This is a genomic window from Geitlerinema sp. PCC 7407 (assembly GCF_000317045.1).
Classification (GTDB): Bacteria; Cyanobacteriota; Cyanobacteriia; order PCC-7407; family PCC-7407; genus PCC-7407.
On record NC_019703.1, the window covers coordinates 1,000,243 to 1,015,884 of the forward strand.

The following is a 15,642-nucleotide window of genomic DNA, read 5'->3' on the forward strand; positions in this document are numbered from 1 at the left end:
ACAAAAGAAAAGGGGGTGACGCCCGTCACCCCCTGCCCATTCACTTCACCAAGACTTACAGACTACAGTTGGGGAACATACTGTTCCTTCTCGGGCACATCTGTATACTCAGCAACGATTTGGCGGAACTCCTCGCCGTCGATCGTCTCTTTTTCGATGAGCAAATCTACCAAACGGTCGATGACAGCTCGGTTATCGCGCATGATGCGGCACGCATCTTCATAGCAGTGCTCAACAATCGTGCGGACCTGCGCATCCACTCGAGCCGCGATCTCCTCGGAGTACTCCGATCGCGTCATCAGGTCGCGTCCCAAGAACACCTCAGAAGACTGGCCTTCCAGGGAGAGGAGACCCAGGTCAGACATGCCAAACCGAGTCACCATCTGACGAGCCATGCCGGTCACTTGCTGCAAGTCATTGCCAGCGCCAGTCGTAACTTCGTCATCGCCGAAAATGACCTTCTCAGCGGCTCGACCGCCCAGGGCGCCCGTGATCCGAGCCAAAATCTGGGAGCGCGAGATCAGGCCTTGATCCTCTGAAGGGGTGAACCAGGTCAGACCCCGAGCTTGGCCGCGAGGCACCAGGGTGACTTTCTGCACTGGGTCATGCTCTTTCACCAGCGTGCCGACGATCGCGTGGCCCACCTCGTGATAGGCAATCAGGCGCTTGCTCTTGCTGTCGACCAGCGGCGTGCCTTCCATCCCAGCGACCACCCGGTCAACGGCATCATCGATTTCGAGCATCGTGATAGCCTCTTTGCGGCGGCGCGCCGTTAGGATGGCGGCTTCGTTGAGCAGGTTGGCCAGGTCAGCCCCGGTAAAGCCGGGGGTCCGACGGGCGATCGCATCGAGAGACACTTCCGGAGCCAGCTTCTTGTTGCGAGCGTGGACTTCCAAGACTTCCAGACGGCCCTTAATATCGGGAGCGTCCACCGTCACCTGGCGATCGAAACGGCCCGGGCGCAGCAGCGCAGAGTCGAGGACGTCTGGGCGGTTCGTGGCCGCGATGATGATGATGCCCGTGTTGCCCTCAAAGCCGTCCATCTCGGTCAGCAGCTGGTTGAGGGTTTGCTCACGCTCATCGTTACCGCCGCCGATGCCAGCGCCCCGCTGGCGGCCCACTGCGTCGATTTCATCGATGAAGATGATGCAAGGAGCGTTTTCTTTGGCCCGTTTGAACAGGTCACGGACGCGGGAAGCGCCGACCCCGACAAACATTTCCACAAACTCAGAACCGGAGATGCTGAAGAAAGGAACGCCTGCTTCACCGGCGATCGCCTTAGCCAGCAGCGTCTTACCCGTTCCCGGAGGACCGACGAGCAGCACGCCCTTGGGAATGCGAGCTCCCACCGCCGTAAAGCGCTCAGGCTTCTTGAGGAAGGTCACCACCTCTTGCAGCTCTTCCTTCGCTTCTTCAATCCCGGCCACATCATCAAACATGACGCCGGTCTTGGCCTCCATCTGGAAGCGAGCGCGAGACTTCCCAAAGCTCATCGCCTGCCCTGGGCCGCCAGGCACGTTGTTGGAGCGGCGGAACAGGAAGAAAAGACCCGCAATCAGCAAAATGGGGAACAGCAAGTTGCCCAGCAGGCCCCAGATAGCGCCGTTGTTGCTCGGCGGATGCGTGTCAAAATCGATGTGCTCTTGGCGCAGACGCGTGACCAGCTCCGGTGCATTCGCCGGGAGATCCACCCGTAGCCGCTGAATTCGGCCTTCTAGGTCAGGGTCAATGGCTTCGACAATGGCCGTCCGGCCACCATCGTATAGATCCACGCTTTGGACGCGGTCTGCATCTAGGTACTCCAAGAACCGACCGTAGGTCATCCGGGTACTAGCCGTGTTCCGTCCCATGTCAGCTGGAGCTGTAGAGAAAGCTCCCTGCCACAGAAAGAAGCCGATGACTAGGGCAGGTAGGGTCCATAGCAGCAGGACTCTCCAAGAAAATTTCATAAGTCAATGACCTCTAAAAATACAGCGTGCAACGGGTGGGGCAGCCGAAGCGAAAAGCTTCCTTCGCCGAACGGGTTGCTAAACAGGCGTTTTTCTAACCAAAACTAGATTGCTAGCCAAATCTTAATGTTTTTAGAACGCCGCCCTCAATGTGACACGGTTGCCCGTAAGGGCAAAGACTCTTTTCTGAGAGCCTTCTTAACTAAATTTAACCTAATGCCCAGAATTCGATCAACTTTGGGCCCATCTTTACCAATTTCTGGGCTCCTAGAAGGGGAAATCGGTGCTTTTGCAGCCCTTCAGCAGTAGCGAGATGGATCAGCGATGGGGAGCTAAAGCCGGAATGGGGGATGAACGGGGGGACGCACCGGGCGATCGCCTGCTAGAAGACTTGTCTGAAAATAGGGCAAGTGTATTATAAAACAAGCGTTCTATTCTAATGGCTAGGCCATGGCGAAGTGCCTGCTAGGGGCCAGTTCTCAGCAGCGGTGTTGCTGCTGGGCCGGGGGCAGTCCAGGAACGCCATCCCACTTTGGAGCGGAAACACTATGACCTTCTCCCAGTCCGCTGCGCCGCTAGGCACTATCCTCAGTATCGACCTCGGCCGCACATCTACCAAGTCCTGTATGGGCCGTGATCCGGAATCAGTGGTTTTGATTCCAGCCAATGTTGCTCACATGACCGTGGAGCAAGTGCGTCGAGGCAGCTTTGAGTCTCAGCCGACAGATCCTCTGCTAGACATCTGGCTGGAGCATCAGGGGGGTGGTTATGCCATTGGCCAGCTAGCGGCCGATTTTGGGGCCAACCTGGGGGTGGGGCAGTCAAAGGTTGAGGATGCTTTGGTGAAGGTGCTGGCCTGCATCGGCTATTTTGGCATTGCCGGAGAGATCGCGATTGTTTTGGGATTGCCCTATCACTCCCAGGAACAGTTCGATCGCGAAAAGGAGCAGTTGATTGGTTTGCTGCGATCGCCCCACGTCCTGAGCTATCGCGGGGAAATGCTCTCTGTCAATATTCAGCAGGTCTGGGTGATGCCCGAGGGCTACGGCAGCCTGATTTGGTGCGAGGCTCAGCCCAAGCGGGCAGCCGATTTTACCCACCAGTCTGTTGCTGTGGTGGATATTGGGCACCAGACAACGGACTTTTTAATGGTCGATCGTTTCCGGTTTGCCCGAGGTGCCTCCAAGAGCGAACCCTTTGCGATGAGCCAGTTCTACGACCAAGTCGCGACCCAAATCCAAGGGGCAGATAGCCAGTCGCTGTCGCTCATTGAAGCGGTACATCGCCTCGAAGGAGAGCGCTTTTATCGGCCTCGGGGCGCAACTCGCCCGACCAACTTAGATGATATTTTGCCAAGTCTCAGCAAAAGCTTTGCGCGGGAACTCTCCGATCGCTTGGTGCGGTGGCTGCCTGAGCGAGCAACGGATGTGATTGTCACCGGAGGCGGGGGAGAGTTCTTCTGGAATGACTTGCGACCGCTCCTGCGAGACGCCAAGCTGAAGGGCCACCTCGCGAAGCCGTCCCGCCAAGCGAACGCCCTGGGGCAATACATCTACGGCGAGGCCCAGGTGGCGGCTGCGGCCGCGCGTCAGCCGGCGGGGACCTCTCTATGACTGAAACGGATACCTACGCCGCCTCAGGTCGGGAAAAACGAGTTACCAAGTCGATCACATTCAGCGCATCCCCTGCCGATCAGCGCTTTTTGGCTGCGCTGGAGACGCTGGTGGCGACGGGCTGCTATGAAAGCTTTAGCGATCTGTGCAAGCAGGCTTTGCGCGCCATCCTGCTCCTGGTGGAGGGAAAGGGGGCAGCGGTGGCGACAGCGTCTCTAGAGCAGGAGGTGCGAGATTTGCAGCTCAAGGTTGCTGCTCTCGAGGGTCAATTGTTTTCTCTTCGGGCTGGTGCTGCCGGCCAGCGGGCGATCGCCCTTGAGCCAGCCAATGGCCTCAGCGCTCCTCAGCCTGCATCAGCGCGATCGCCCGCAGATCCGCTCTTGCAGCGCCTAGGTCCCCTCCTAGAGGATTTCTAGGGCGATCGGAAAACTCACCGAAGAGAAACCCCTGGCTACTGGCTCTCGCTGATGCGAATAGTGTAGGGGTTGTACTGGTTGCGCTTGTAGGAGCCAACCCAAATGTTGTAAGTGCCCGCCAGCCACTGACCGGAGATGCCCGGATTCTTGCCGTTGGCGTCGTCATTACACCAGTTACCGCCAGGTCCCTGGATGATCAAGGTGGTGTCTTCAGAGCTCTGGACCTGCACGCTGAGATAGTCGAAATAAGCCGACAAGACCAGGGTGTGATCAGGCTTATCGTCGATATAGCCTAGACAGGGCCCTGTGGGGGTTTCCTGTTGGCTAATCTTCTTGGGGGCGTCCATGGCCCCACCACTGATGCCTCGCAAGACGGTCGGGTCCGGTGAGAAGCCGGGCTTCAAGGTGACGTTCTCGAAAATCGAGAGCAGCGGCGATTGAACTTTTTGCGCGTAGGCGGCGTCACCTAGTGCAATTCCGGAGATGACTGTGGCGATCGATACCAGTAGCCCAGTCTGGCGCTTTGACAAAATCCTGCCCATCAAAGTGAGGTCGGTGCGTAGGGGATGGTCGTGTTTAGTCTAGATCACGAGGACGCAAGGGTATCAAAAAAAGTTCCTAGAGAAGGGTAAAGCTACGCTTGGGCCAAAGCGATCGCCGATTCGAGGCGAGATTTATCTTGGCCGTGCTGATTAAGCAAGATCCACGACTGAGTTAGGTCGGGGCCGTGCACATCCCCAGTCAGGGCTGCCCGCAGCGATCGCATGACCAGGCCTTTTTTGACGTTTTGACTCTTGGTGACCTGCTTGACTAGCTCACCGGCAGATTCCGCAGTCAAAGATCCGGGGGTGAGCTGCTCGGCGATCGCCTGAAGCACACCGGCCACCTCGGCTTGCTGGAGCTGAGCTTTACCTTCCTCGCTGTAGGCCAGCTCGCTGGCAAAAAAGAAGCGAACCATTTCGACTGCGTCATCCAAGCGCACCAGGCTCGGACCCACCAGCGCCGTTAGGCTTTCGAGCCAGGCGCGATCGCCTTCAGCATCAAAGCTGTAGCCCGCCTCCTGCCAGTAGGGAATCAGCTGATCCACGAGCTGCTCAGCGGGCATTTCGTGAAGGTATTGGCTATTGAGCCAGTTCAGCTTGTCCCAATCAAATTTTGCTCCCGCCTTGTTAACCCGCTCAAAGCTAAACTCCTTGGCCGCATTCGCCAGAGTAAAGCGCTCTTGGGTCGAGTCCGGCGGAGACCAGCCCAGCAAGGTCATGTAATTCGCCAGCGCCTCGGCGACGTAGCCCATCTTCTTGAAGTCCGAGATAGACGTTACGCCGTCACGCTTAGACAGCTTTTGGCCGGTCTGATTCAAGATCAAAGGCGTGTGGGCAAACAGCGGCACCTCAGCGCCTAGGGCCTCGTACAGCAAGATTTGCTTGGCCGTGTTGGCAATGTGGTCTTCGCCGCGGATCACGTGGGTGATCCGCATATCGATGTCGTCCACAACGACCGCTAGGTTGTACAGCGGCTGGCCCACCTCAGTGGCGCTGGCCGCCCGCGCGATGACCATGTCTCCCCCGAGGTCGCTGCCTTTCCAGGTCATGCGGCCCCGGACCATGTCATCCCAGACAATCTCGCGATCGTCCTCGATCCGAAAGCGAATCACAGGCTGACGACCCTCGGCCAGGAAGGCTTGCTCTTGCTCGGGCGTCAGGTTGCGATGGCGGTTGTCATAGCGCGGCGCTTGACCCCGAGCTTTCTGATCGGCTCGCATCTGGTCGAGCTCTTCGGTCGTGCAGTAGCAGCGGTAAGCCTTGCCCCCGGCCACAAGCTTGGCGATCGCCTCGCGATATAGCTCAAGACGTTGGGACTGGAAAAATGGGCCTTCGTCCCAGGTGAGGCCCAGCCAGGTAAGGCCCTCGAAAATATTTTGGGTGTACTCGTCGCGCGATCGCTCTAGATCGGTATCTTCTACCCGCAGAATAAACTGACCGCCCAGATGGCGCGCAAATAGCCAGTTGAATACAGCCGTCCGAGCGGTACCAATGTGAAGGTTCCCAGTCGGACTAGGGGCAAGACGAACACGAACGGTCACCGGATGCTCTCCTAGTTGCCTTATTTATTTAGGTTTTGTTTAACGGGACTGACGGGGCTCGAACCCGCAACTTCCGCCGTGACAGGGCGGTGCTCTAACCAATTGAACTACAGTCCCCCGTCTTGGGACACCGCTTTGAGAGCGTTTTGCGCGCTCACCTCCGCAGCGATTTCTATTGTGCCTAGGTCATCCAGATTTGTCAAATATTTTCTGATTTTTTTTTGAAAACTGCTGGAAACCTAGGGTTTCTGGGCGATCGCCCTCGGCTAGACCTGTTCTACGGCCAGATCTGGGGCGCTCCTGCCTGCTGAGCTGAGAGACCTTCAAAAGGCGATCGCTCTGTTGATTGGGTGATCTGATTGGGTGATCGAAATGATCGAGCTCAGCCGCCGAAACGATCAAAGGAGCAACCCGATAAAAAGGCTGCTCCTTTGAAACGTGAGATAGCTATGCAGCACTGGCTGAGCCTAAGCTTGCTTGTTCAGGAAGTTCTGAACCTGTGCCAGAGCATATTTGCCGATGTTGAAAACCGCCCAGCCACCTGCCAGGAGAATCGGTAGCAGAACAATCAACAGACGCAAATCCATGTTCTATTCCTCTCCCAAACTTTTGTGAAAATCTCTCAGCTTTGTTTACTATGTTGCGCCAAGTTGACCCAAATTTCTAGAGTCAGCAGGCAGTTTACTGAGGGATCTGCAACAAAAGTTTAAAGACTCTAACGTCAAAAAATTTTCAAGCGGGGGAGGGGCCTGTAAATCCGAGATCGCTGCCTCTCCCTGCGTGGGCGATCGCCAGGGTTTCGTAGCGACGAGCGTGCTCAATCAGTTCTGCCGCCTCTTCCTGAGAAACCTCTCGCAAAATCTTGGCCGGAACGCCAGCCACCAGCGATCGCGGCGGAACGTCCTTCGTCACCACCGCCCCAGCCCCCACAATGCTGCCCGCGCCCACGCGCACCCCATTGAGGACCACAGCGCCAATGCCGATCAGGCTCCCGCGCTCGATGTGGGCGCTGTGAATCACGGCGCGATGACCCACGGTGACGTAGTCTTCGAGGACCGTTGGCTGACCAACATCACAGTGCAAAATAGCGCCGTCTTGAACATTTGTATGGGCGCCAATCTGAATTCGCTCGATATCACCGCGCAAAATGCTGCCATACCAAACACTGCTGCCCTCGCTGAGGGTCACCCAGCCCATCACCGTGGCGTTTTCGGCCACAAAGGCAGCAGCGGAGAAATCAACGCTGGGCCAAGGAGAAGCGTTTGCTGGAGTTTTGTTGCGATCGCCCATGAGAACCACCTGCCCTCAAGCAAAATGCTCGTAGAATTGGCGTGAAGGGTCAAATGCCCCCTAGCTATAATAGGGCTGGCACTGATGCACGGAGAATGTGTTGGAACGCCGTTCATGATGAATCCAGGCTTGCAATATCCCATTTTCGGACCGGAAATCCAGTGCCCGCATTGTCGCCAAACTATCCCAGCACTTACTCTGACCGATACGTATTTGTGTGCTCGTCATGGGGCCTTTGAAGCCGATCCGGAGACCAAAGAGTTAGTGCATTTGCAGTCGGGTCGTCATTGGCGTCAGTGGAATAACGAGTGGTATCGCCAGCACACTCATCCAGACGGAATTCGCTTTGAGATTCACGAAGCGCTCGATCGCCTCTACACCCAGGGATATCGGGCAACGCGGGTCATCATTGCGCAACGCTACAAAGATCTCATCAGCGCATTTCTGGAGCGCAATACGCCCTGGCGAGGCCAGTCCGACGCTTCTAGGCCCAGACTGTATGGTTTGCCTGTGGAGTTTAGCCCCGATCCCCAGGAGGAGCCTTGCTGGGATGTAATCAACTTCAATCTTGAAAAAGAACCCGGGGCGCCGGTTCGCTATCCCTACTTTCGGCTGTTTGAGTGATGCGCTGAGAGCGGGGATGGGCGCGACGGGTGCCTGATGAAGGTCCTAGTTTATGCACCATGCGTCAATTCGTACTGCGAATATTCATCGAGCGATCGCCTTCTATGAGCAGCTGGGGTTTACGGTTTGTGAGCGCTTCACGACGGGGATGACGCTGGCGTGCTGGATGGAGGGTTTGGGGGGACGCATTGAGCTGATTCAGATTCCCCAGCCTCGACCCGCGCCGGATGCCTTTGGCGATGAGCACTATGTGGGCTATTACCATCTCTCTTTTGACCTGACGCGTCATGCAGACAGTCTGCCGAGCTGGCTGGAGGCGCTCAGAGATCAGTTCCTGCGGGCAGCGGCAGAGCAGCCCGATCGCCTGCAACCCCTCACGGTCCTGCTGCCGCCTATGCAGCAGATGATTGGCGATCGCGTGTACGAAGTGGCTTTCATTGCGGATGCGGACGGGCTGCCCCTGGAATTTTTGCGAGTGCTGTCATGATGGCGGGGACCGGGACCGTAGAGCCCTTTGCTAGTAACTGGGCCTATCTCAAGGTCGAGCTCAACTGGCTGGAGCGGCTGCTGATGGTGTCTGCGGCTCGTCAGCGAAAAGAAACCCGAGACGTAAACCGCGTTGCGCGATCGGCGGTGGATCGAGCGACGAGCCACTGGTGGCAGGGACTGATTGCCTTGGAAGGCACGATCGCGTCGGATTCTCCGGCGATGGACGGGCAGGCCCGTCCCCCTGAGTCCAAAGACTCCTACCGAGAGCGTCTGGAGGCGCGAATCCAGGCGACGGCTCGGTCTGGGGAAGTGCTGGCCTTGCCGCTGCTGCGCGATCGCCTCCAGCTGTCCGCCTTTGAGAAATCCGTGGTGCTCATGGCGCTGGCGATCGAGGTCAATCAGCGCTACAGCCGACTGTTTGGGGTGTTGCAGGGGGACGAGCGAGCGGGGGTGCCGACGGTGGGGTTGCTGCTGCGCCTGCTGTGTCGCAATGACCGCGAATGGCAGCTCGCTCGTGCTTCGCTCCAGAGGGACGGCACGCTGCGCCGCTACGGCATCATCCAGCTAGTGCACCGACCAGATCAGCCGATGCTGGCCGATGGCGTTGTGCTGGCGGAGCCCTGGACGGACTTTTTGTTGGCGATCGCCCCGCAGCCCTCTCACCTGGAGAGCCTGGTGACCGGGAGCGGCTGGGTTACTCTGGAGCGCTGGGACATTGGCGATCGCCCCCAGGCTTGGGAGGATCTGCTGCTGCCGCCCAGGCTCAAAGACCAGTTGCGCCACGTGCGCGATCGCTATCAGTGGATTCCTGCGATCGCCGACGCGCCTGGGCCTTCCCTCCCGCCAAAGCTGGGCACCCGAGCCTTCTGGGTCGGGGCGACCGGCACGGGAAAAGTAGCCGCCGCTAGGGCGATCGCGGCGGATCTAGCCGAGCCGCTGTGGGGAGCAGACCTCTCCCGGCTCGACGGGGCGGCGATCGCCCGTTTGCTCACCCAGGTCATGGCCGAAGGTCCGCCGCTCCTGATGCTCAAGGCGGCCCACCGCCTGGTGGGCCGTCACGCTCAAATTCCGCCGGAGACCTTTTGGCAGTTTTGGCAGGTGCGCTCCCGCTGCCATGGCATCACGCTGCTGTGCGCGCCTTCTGTGCAGAGCCTGCCGCTACAGCTGCGCCAAGCGGTGGATCAGGTGCTGACGTTTCCGCTGCCGTCTGCGAGCGATCGCCGTCAGCTCTGGCAGCAATTTTTGGCTAACTTGCCCCTAGAAAAAAACTTTGACTGGGAGCGCTTGGTACGGCAAAAGCATTTGAGTGGTGGGGACATTGAAGCGATCGCCCGAGCCACAAAAATTTGGAGCAAAGCCCATCCCAACCAAGCCATCACGGCAGAGCAAATCTTGTTACTGGGTCGGCGCTAGGGCCACTTGGGAAAAGCTAGACAGTGCGCCTAAAAACGAGTCAAAAAGCTAAAAAAGCGCGTGACGATCTCAGGAAAAGAGAAAACGATCAAGGCAATGGCAGATGGTGAAGTCTGCTTTAGTGCGTTTTACAGAAGCTGGAACCTAGAGGGCGTAGGCGTGAAGTCAAAAAGTAGGTCTGCGGTTGGTCTATGAGAGACGCTCTAGCTGAGGCATTGCAGTGCGATTGCTTGCCTCGCGGTGAATGCGCCCGGAGTGGACAGCATCGTAGAGTTGATGAAGGGCCTCGATATCAGAAGCTCGATAACCCTTGATAGCCAACACTTGGCGGATCAGACCTTCTGACTCGACGCTTAGACAACCAGTGCGGAATGCAGATTGTACAAGTATTCGAATCATTCTCGAATCGGTCCTCATCCTGCAAAGCAACAACTTTAATATCGGTGATCAAAACCGGTTCGCAGTTGATGAAGATCGGTCTACTGTGTGACTTCAATCGCTATTTTTTAGTGACCAAAATCACTTTTTGTCTCTAATGGCGTGCGCCTATCGAAACTGGAAGCTTGGTATTAGGGGATTGTGGGCCTATATGAAGCTTTCACGAAGCAAGTATTGCTTTCCGGAATCCGCGATCGCAGTTTCGCCTCTGTGTGATTTTGATCACAGGTTTTAGGGCCTAATGAGGGGCAGGTGAGCGATCGCTCTCAAAAAGCTAGCTGTTAGAAACCAAAATTTTGAGAAATCGCCCGAAAAAGGCTGAGACTCTCCCTGGCGAATGGTTCAGAATGGCTTATGATGGCGGGCAACAGAAACTGTGTGGGAATGCTGACCTACATCCCTTTGCCCTCGCGTGGGTGGCGATCGCGTCCCCAAGACTGGACTCAGTCCAGGGACGATGATTTTGCTGCGGGCTGTGAGAGGACTTCAGGGGGAGGGTAACTGGCAAGCGGCCAGATCCTCGGTGTCGGTGATAAGGAGTGGTGAAAGCGTGGTGAACCCTTACGGCTTGTATCAACCGTCTGTGCTCGAAATGGCGCGAGCCGGAAACTTTCAGGCGATCGCCTACTGGCTCAATGGTTACCTCGCTCCCCACGGTATCCACGCCTATGTCGGTCCCGTCCGCCCAGGGTGCCTACAGATTTTTGTCGAGTTTCAGCCCCTGGCACGGCCCCGCGCTTTTTATGTCCAGCTGCGCGATCGCCTGGTGCGCTTTATCTGTAGCCGGATCTGGAAGCTCAACTCCGAAGCGATCTGCGCAGTGCGAATTGTGGCCTGCTGCGCTGGAGAGTCCGAAATCCTCTGGCGCCAGTCCATCCGGATCATCACGCCCGCCAACCGCAAGCGGCATCGGAGATATCGCTCAGCCAGTCAGCGTCGTCGGGAGGGCGATCGCCGTCTCAAGATCGCCCGGGCGCTGCTGCTGTGTGGCTCTGCCGTGTCGATTTTTGCCTTTGCCTGTGTGCTTACCCTCCAGAGCCTGACCACTGGCTGGCTCATGGACAGTGATGACGGCACCTCGATCGCAGACCAAACCGATACTGTCCAAACTCCCCTGGAGACCGTCGCTGTCACAGCGCGCACTGGCTCGAAGGGCTGGCCAAACCGAACGGTGACGCTCCTGTTTGCCGGAGATGTCCACGCTGGCGATGGGAGTGAAGCGCCGCAGAAGTCCTCGAGAGCGACAGCCAAGCTCCTAAAGACCACTCGCGAAGCAGACTTGCTGTCGGTGAGTCTGGAAAACTGGCCCACGGCTGGCTTTGGTAATGACTCGCTGACCTCCGACGCTGGGATTCAGCCCTTGGCTGAGGCAGGCGTCGACATTGTGAACCTGGCGAACTATCAAGTCCAGCAGCTCGATCGCTCCGATTTGCAAACGGCCCTAGAGACCCTCGAACAGTCTGATGCCAAGCCTATTGGCGCGGGGCGCAACCGCACAGAAGCCCGCCGCCCAGAAATCATTGATATCAAAGGGCAGCGCGTTGCCTATCTGGACTACGCCAAGGGAGGGCTGCGAGAGGCGACCGCTGATGGAGTGGGCGTCAATCCCTGGTATGGCCGCAGCATTGCTGAGGATATTCGGGCGATTCGGCCCCAGGTGGATTGGGTGATCGTCAACTATCACTGGGGCGGCACCCTGTCCGAGAAGCCAGAGGCCTGGCAGGTGAACTTGGCTCGCTTCACCATTGATCAGGGGGCCGACGTTGTTGTGGGATACCATCCCGAGACCTTGCAGGGCGGCGAAATCTACAAGGGTCGCCCGATCGCGTATTCGATGGGAGAGTTTGCCTTTGGTCAGGGGAGCGAAACCCGCACCGATTATGAGACGGCCATGCTGAAGGTGTCTCTCAAGCAAAAGCAAATGAAGGTCGAGTACGTGCCGGTCGTGGTGGAAAATTCCCAGCCGCGCTTGGCTAAGGGAGGAGAGGCCCAGCGAATCCTGGAGAAGCTGGGCCAAAATTCTCAGAATTTTGATCAGCCGCTGGCCGGTCCTCTGCTGCTAGAGGGGCGATCGCCCACGGCGCCGAACCCGTCTCTGCCAGACTCTGGGGCCTCTCCCCAACCGGCTTCCCCGGCGGCCCAGGATCCTCTAGAGACCCCGCAAGAGGGCGAGACTTGGCCCGTACCCCCAGACAGCAGTCCGTCTCTAGAGGCCCCAGAGGCAGAAGCGCCAGCACCAGCAACGCCAGAGCCAGAGACAGGTGAATCGACGTTTCTAGAAGAGTCGCTGTCGACCTTCACCAGCACCGAGGAAGAACGGTATCCGGCGACAGAAACGGCCGATGAGGAATACGGGGCGATCGCCCCCTAGGCCCCAAGCTTTCTCAGGGCTGTGCGCTCAGGGCTGGCTCGGTGCCAGGGCGTACTGCACGAGCTGAGCAATGCGCTGGCGCAGCGTTTCGAGGCCGAGGCGAGCCCCCGCTGACACAAACACGCCGTGGGGATACTCCTCTTGGGCGATCGCCAGCGCATCGCTGCCGACTTGATCGATCTTGTTGAACACGACCAAGGACGGCCCCGGCGTCACCGGCATCTCCGACAAGATCTTCATGACCGATCGCAGCTGGTTTTGCCAGGCATCATGGGACAAATCCACGACGTGCAGCAGTGCGTCAGCTTCCGTCACTTCCTCTAGCGTGGCGCGGAATGCATCCACCAGAGAGGGCGGCAGCTCGTGGATGAAGCCCACAGTATCCGTCAAAATCACGGTGCGCGGCTCATGGGTCGCTGCATCCGGCACGATCAGCCGCCGACTGGTCGGATCGAGGGTGGCAAAGAGCTGGTCTGCCGTGTAAACCTCAGCGTTGGTGAGGGCATTCAAGAGGGTAGATTTGCCAGCGTTCGTATACCCCACGATCGCCACCGAAGGCACCTCTTGGTGCTGGCGCTGCTGGCGCAGTCGAGCCCGATGGGCCTGAAGCTGGTTGACCTCCTGCTGGAGTCGCGCAATCCGACGCTGAATGGCTCGTCGCTCGGTTTCTAGCTTGGTTTCACCAGGGCCCCGCGTACCGATGCCGCCCCCGAGACGCGACATGGTTCGCCCTCGGCCCGTCAGCCTAGGCATCATGTACTCAAGCTGGGCCAGCTCCACTTGCAGCTTACCGGCGCGTGACTGAGCATGCTGCGCAAAAATATCCAAAATCACCTCAGTCCGATCGACCACTCGGACCCCGATCCGCGTTTCTAGATTGCGGATTTGGGCCGGGGAGAGGTCCCGATCGAACACGATAAGGTTAGCGCCGACGGTTTGGGCCAAGAGCGTAATTTCCTGAACCTTGCCCTCTCCCACAACGATCTGCGGATGGGGCTGATTGCGACGCTGGTGGGTGATTTGCAAGACCTCGCCGCCCGCTGACTCGACCAAGCGAACCAGCTCTGCCAAGTTATCTTGAAAGCGCGCTGCTGTGACGCTGCTCGTCATTAGACCTACCAGAAGCACGCGATCGTGGTCGGCGTCGACCTGCTGAGCCACGTACTCCCGCTCAAACTCCGCTTCGAGACCCTCCACTAGGTCCAAAAAGTCCTGCTGACTCAGCAGGTCTAGGCTGAGGGGAGGCGAAACGGTCCAGGTCGTTTCTGGATGGGGGACGAGATGGGCAAGGTGCACCTCGCGCACGTAGCCGCTGGCGCCCCCGCCGCGCCGCTCAAAGCCGCTGCCAGAGAGCCCCAAGACGACCAGTGCATCAAGGCGCTGAAGGGCCATCGCTGTCAGGACGGCGGTGCTGGGAGGGCTGGTGTCTCGCTGGGTCGCGATGCAGCGGATGCCGCAGAGACGCTCAGCGCCGTAGCGGGGCAGCTCAAGGGGAGGAATCTGGGTCTGGATGGGTGTACCGACCCCGACGCGGATAACTTGGCCGCGCCGATTGATGTAGACACACAGAGGCTGTCCAATTTCCGTGCTGATGGCTGCTAAGCGCTGGGCGAAGTCTGATGTGGTGAAGCGATCGCCCGGTAGGCGCTGATGATACAGCCGCTGAATTTGCTTGATTTGGCTAGACTTCAGACCCTGAAGGTTGCCGTAGATTGTGTCGATAGGCGCTGCTCACCAGGGTATCTGGCGACCGAAAGCTACGCCCCCATTTTAGCGAGAACTTGCTTTTGGCAACTTTTGTTTGGCTGCCGTTGAACCTATCAGCAATCCTCTTATTTTCTGATAGCTAGTCTGATAGCTAGAAAGTTACTGGGAAGCTAGTGATTAGAGCAAATCACGGTCTTTTGAACCAGCGTTGGAAATTGGCTTGGACTTGTTGCAAAAACTTTCGGCGTGGGCTCGGCGCTTCCTGGTTTACCCGCTGATAGCATTCATAGGCCGCCTCGTACTGCCCCAAATAGTGCAGCGCAACTCCCCGAAAGAGCTCCGCTTCTTTGTCCTCGGGGGCCAGCGCAAGCGCCTTCTGGCAGCTCTCTAGAGCGGCTTTGTATTGCCCCAGATGAATGAGTACTACGCCCCGAAAGGTCCAGGCAGGGCTGTGGTCAGGTTGCAGCTCTAGCACTTTCTCAAAGCTTTGGAGCGCTGCTTCGTGGCGCTCTAGGTTGGCTAAGGCGTCTCCTCGGCCATACCAGCTGCGATCGTCTTGGGGATTGAGCACGAGGGCGTTGTCAAAGCTGGCGATCGCCTCTTCGTAGCGCTTGAGATGATACTGCGCGACGCCCTGGCCATACCAAGCGGCTGCGTCCTCAGGACACGCTTGCAGCGCCCGTTCAAAGCCCCGCAGCGCCTCCCAGTAGAGCTCCCAGTCGAGAGATCGATAACAAGCTTCTAGGTGGGGAGGACACTCAGCTGAGTCAAACCGAAACAATTGCTTAAGACGGCTGGTCGCTTCACTCATGGCGTCGCTAACTAAGGACGAAGGCAGTCACGGAAGGCAGGGCAAATCCGAGATGATTGATGACAAAATCACCACTGGATCATCTCAGAATTCCCATTTCGACGTGGCGCAAATGCACCACTTTACAAACTGGTTCAAAGGGGCGCCGTACTAAAACGTTTTAATGAATTGCTTAATGAACTGCTGATAATCGCGAAGGCGATCGCCCGCAAACTCAACGGTTTTGCGATCGCTCTAATGCTGAACCACGTTTAGGCTGTCCATCACTGGACTGTCTTGCTGACCGCATCGAGTAGAAGCACCGTCGCGATCCTGGTTCTCAGGACAGCAGGGATCGCGCGCATCCCGATTGTGGTCTCAAATGCAGTTCAAAACAGTCTATCTTTCACAAATCTCAACAAGTTCGCTCCGGAAAAAGCCTGGGCGAACTTGTTTGAA

14 protein-coding genes and 1 tRNA gene are annotated in these 15,642 nt (G+C 57.8%); 6 read left to right on the plus strand and 9 right to left on the minus strand.

Features of this window, described 5'->3' with window-relative positions; translation table 11 throughout:
- Positions 1–62: 62 nt before the first annotated feature.
- Positions 63–1,949 carry an ATP-dependent zinc metalloprotease FtsH2 gene (gene ftsH2, locus GEI7407_RS04295; protein ID WP_015170903.1) on the minus strand — a complete coding sequence of 629 codons (1,887 nt, stop codon included), beginning with the start codon at positions 1,947–1,949 and terminating at the stop codon, positions 63–65.
- 548 nt (positions 1,950–2,497) lie between these two features.
- Between ftsH2 and GEI7407_RS04300 the strand changes: the two genes are divergently transcribed.
- Entirely contained in the window at positions 2,498–3,562 is a 1,065-nt protein-coding gene (locus GEI7407_RS04300) for a ParM/StbA family protein (protein WP_015170904.1), read from the plus strand.
- Complete coding sequence (locus tag GEI7407_RS19310; protein ID WP_015170905.1) at positions 3,559–3,978, plus strand: hypothetical protein; 420 nt, start codon at positions 3,559–3,561, stop codon at positions 3,976–3,978. Before GEI7407_RS04300 ends, GEI7407_RS19310 begins: the two co-directional genes overlap by 4 nt.
- A gap of 35 nt (positions 3,979–4,013) precedes the next feature.
- Here GEI7407_RS19310 and GEI7407_RS04310 read toward each other — a convergent pair whose 3' ends face one another.
- The 5 genes from GEI7407_RS04310 to GEI7407_RS04330 form a co-directional block, all read right to left on the minus strand.
- A complete protein-coding gene (locus GEI7407_RS04310) occupies positions 4,014–4,382 on the minus strand; it encodes a hypothetical protein (RefSeq protein WP_190274172.1) in 369 nt (122 codons plus the stop codon).
- 230 nt (positions 4,383–4,612) lie between these two features.
- Positions 4,613–6,061, minus strand: coding sequence for a glutamate--tRNA ligase (gltX, locus tag GEI7407_RS04315; RefSeq protein ID WP_015170907.1), 1,449 nt, complete (start codon positions 6,059–6,061; stop codon positions 4,613–4,615).
- A 43-nt stretch (positions 6,062–6,104) separates the two neighbouring features.
- Positions 6,105–6,178: transfer RNA gene (locus tag GEI7407_RS04320), tRNA-Asp, on the minus strand.
- A 350-nt stretch (positions 6,179–6,528) separates the two neighbouring features.
- On the minus strand, positions 6,529–6,648 hold the full coding sequence (locus GEI7407_RS04325; RefSeq protein WP_015170908.1) for a photosystem II protein Y: 120 nt from the start codon (positions 6,646–6,648) through the stop codon (positions 6,529–6,531).
- Positions 6,649–6,793: 145 nt separating this feature from the next.
- Complete coding sequence (locus GEI7407_RS04330; protein WP_015170909.1) at positions 6,794–7,351, minus strand: gamma carbonic anhydrase family protein; 558 nt, start codon at positions 7,349–7,351, stop codon at positions 6,794–6,796.
- Positions 7,352–7,465: 114 nt separating this feature from the next.
- On the opposite strand from GEI7407_RS04330, the gene GEI7407_RS04335 reads away from it, so the two are divergent.
- The 3 genes from GEI7407_RS04335 to GEI7407_RS19315 are packed head-to-tail and all read left to right on the plus strand — an operon-like array spanning position 7,466 to position 9,877.
- The gene (locus GEI7407_RS04335; RefSeq protein WP_041268268.1) at positions 7,466–7,975 is read left to right on the plus strand and encodes a TIGR02652 family protein; all 510 of its coding nucleotides are present in this window, start codon (positions 7,466–7,468) and stop codon (positions 7,973–7,975) included.
- Positions 7,976–8,027: 52 nt separating this feature from the next.
- A complete protein-coding gene (locus GEI7407_RS04340) occupies positions 8,028–8,462 on the plus strand; it encodes a VOC family protein (RefSeq protein ID WP_015170911.1) in 435 nt (144 codons plus the stop codon).
- Complete coding sequence (locus GEI7407_RS19315) at positions 8,459–9,877, plus strand: hypothetical protein (RefSeq protein WP_015170912.1); 1,419 nt, start codon at positions 8,459–8,461, stop codon at positions 9,875–9,877. The genes GEI7407_RS04340 and GEI7407_RS19315 overlap by 4 nt, the downstream gene beginning before the upstream one ends.
- Positions 9,878–10,066: 189 nt before the next feature.
- On the opposite strand, the gene GEI7407_RS21960 is transcribed toward GEI7407_RS19315, so the two are convergent.
- On the minus strand, positions 10,067–10,276 hold the full coding sequence (locus tag GEI7407_RS21960; RefSeq protein WP_015170913.1) for a hypothetical protein: 210 nt from the start codon (positions 10,274–10,276) through the stop codon (positions 10,067–10,069).
- A 589-nt stretch (positions 10,277–10,865) separates the two neighbouring features.
- Here GEI7407_RS21960 and GEI7407_RS04350 point away from each other — a divergent pair.
- Positions 10,866–12,686 (plus strand): CapA family protein, encoded by a 1,821-nt coding sequence (locus GEI7407_RS04350; RefSeq protein ID WP_190274173.1) that lies wholly within the window; start codon positions 10,866–10,868, stop codon positions 12,684–12,686.
- 27 nt (positions 12,687–12,713) lie between these two features.
- Here the strand turns inward: GEI7407_RS04350 and hflX are convergent, their stop codons facing one another.
- Together hflX and GEI7407_RS04360 are read right to left on the minus strand one after the other, a co-directional pair.
- Entirely contained in the window at positions 12,714–14,408 is a 1,695-nt protein-coding gene (gene hflX / locus GEI7407_RS04355) for a GTPase HflX (protein WP_015170915.1), read from the minus strand.
- 172 nt (positions 14,409–14,580) lie between these two features.
- Complete coding sequence (locus GEI7407_RS04360; RefSeq protein ID WP_015170916.1) at positions 14,581–15,204, minus strand: tetratricopeptide repeat protein; 624 nt, start codon at positions 15,202–15,204, stop codon at positions 14,581–14,583.
- Positions 15,205–15,642 lie beyond the last annotated feature (438 nt).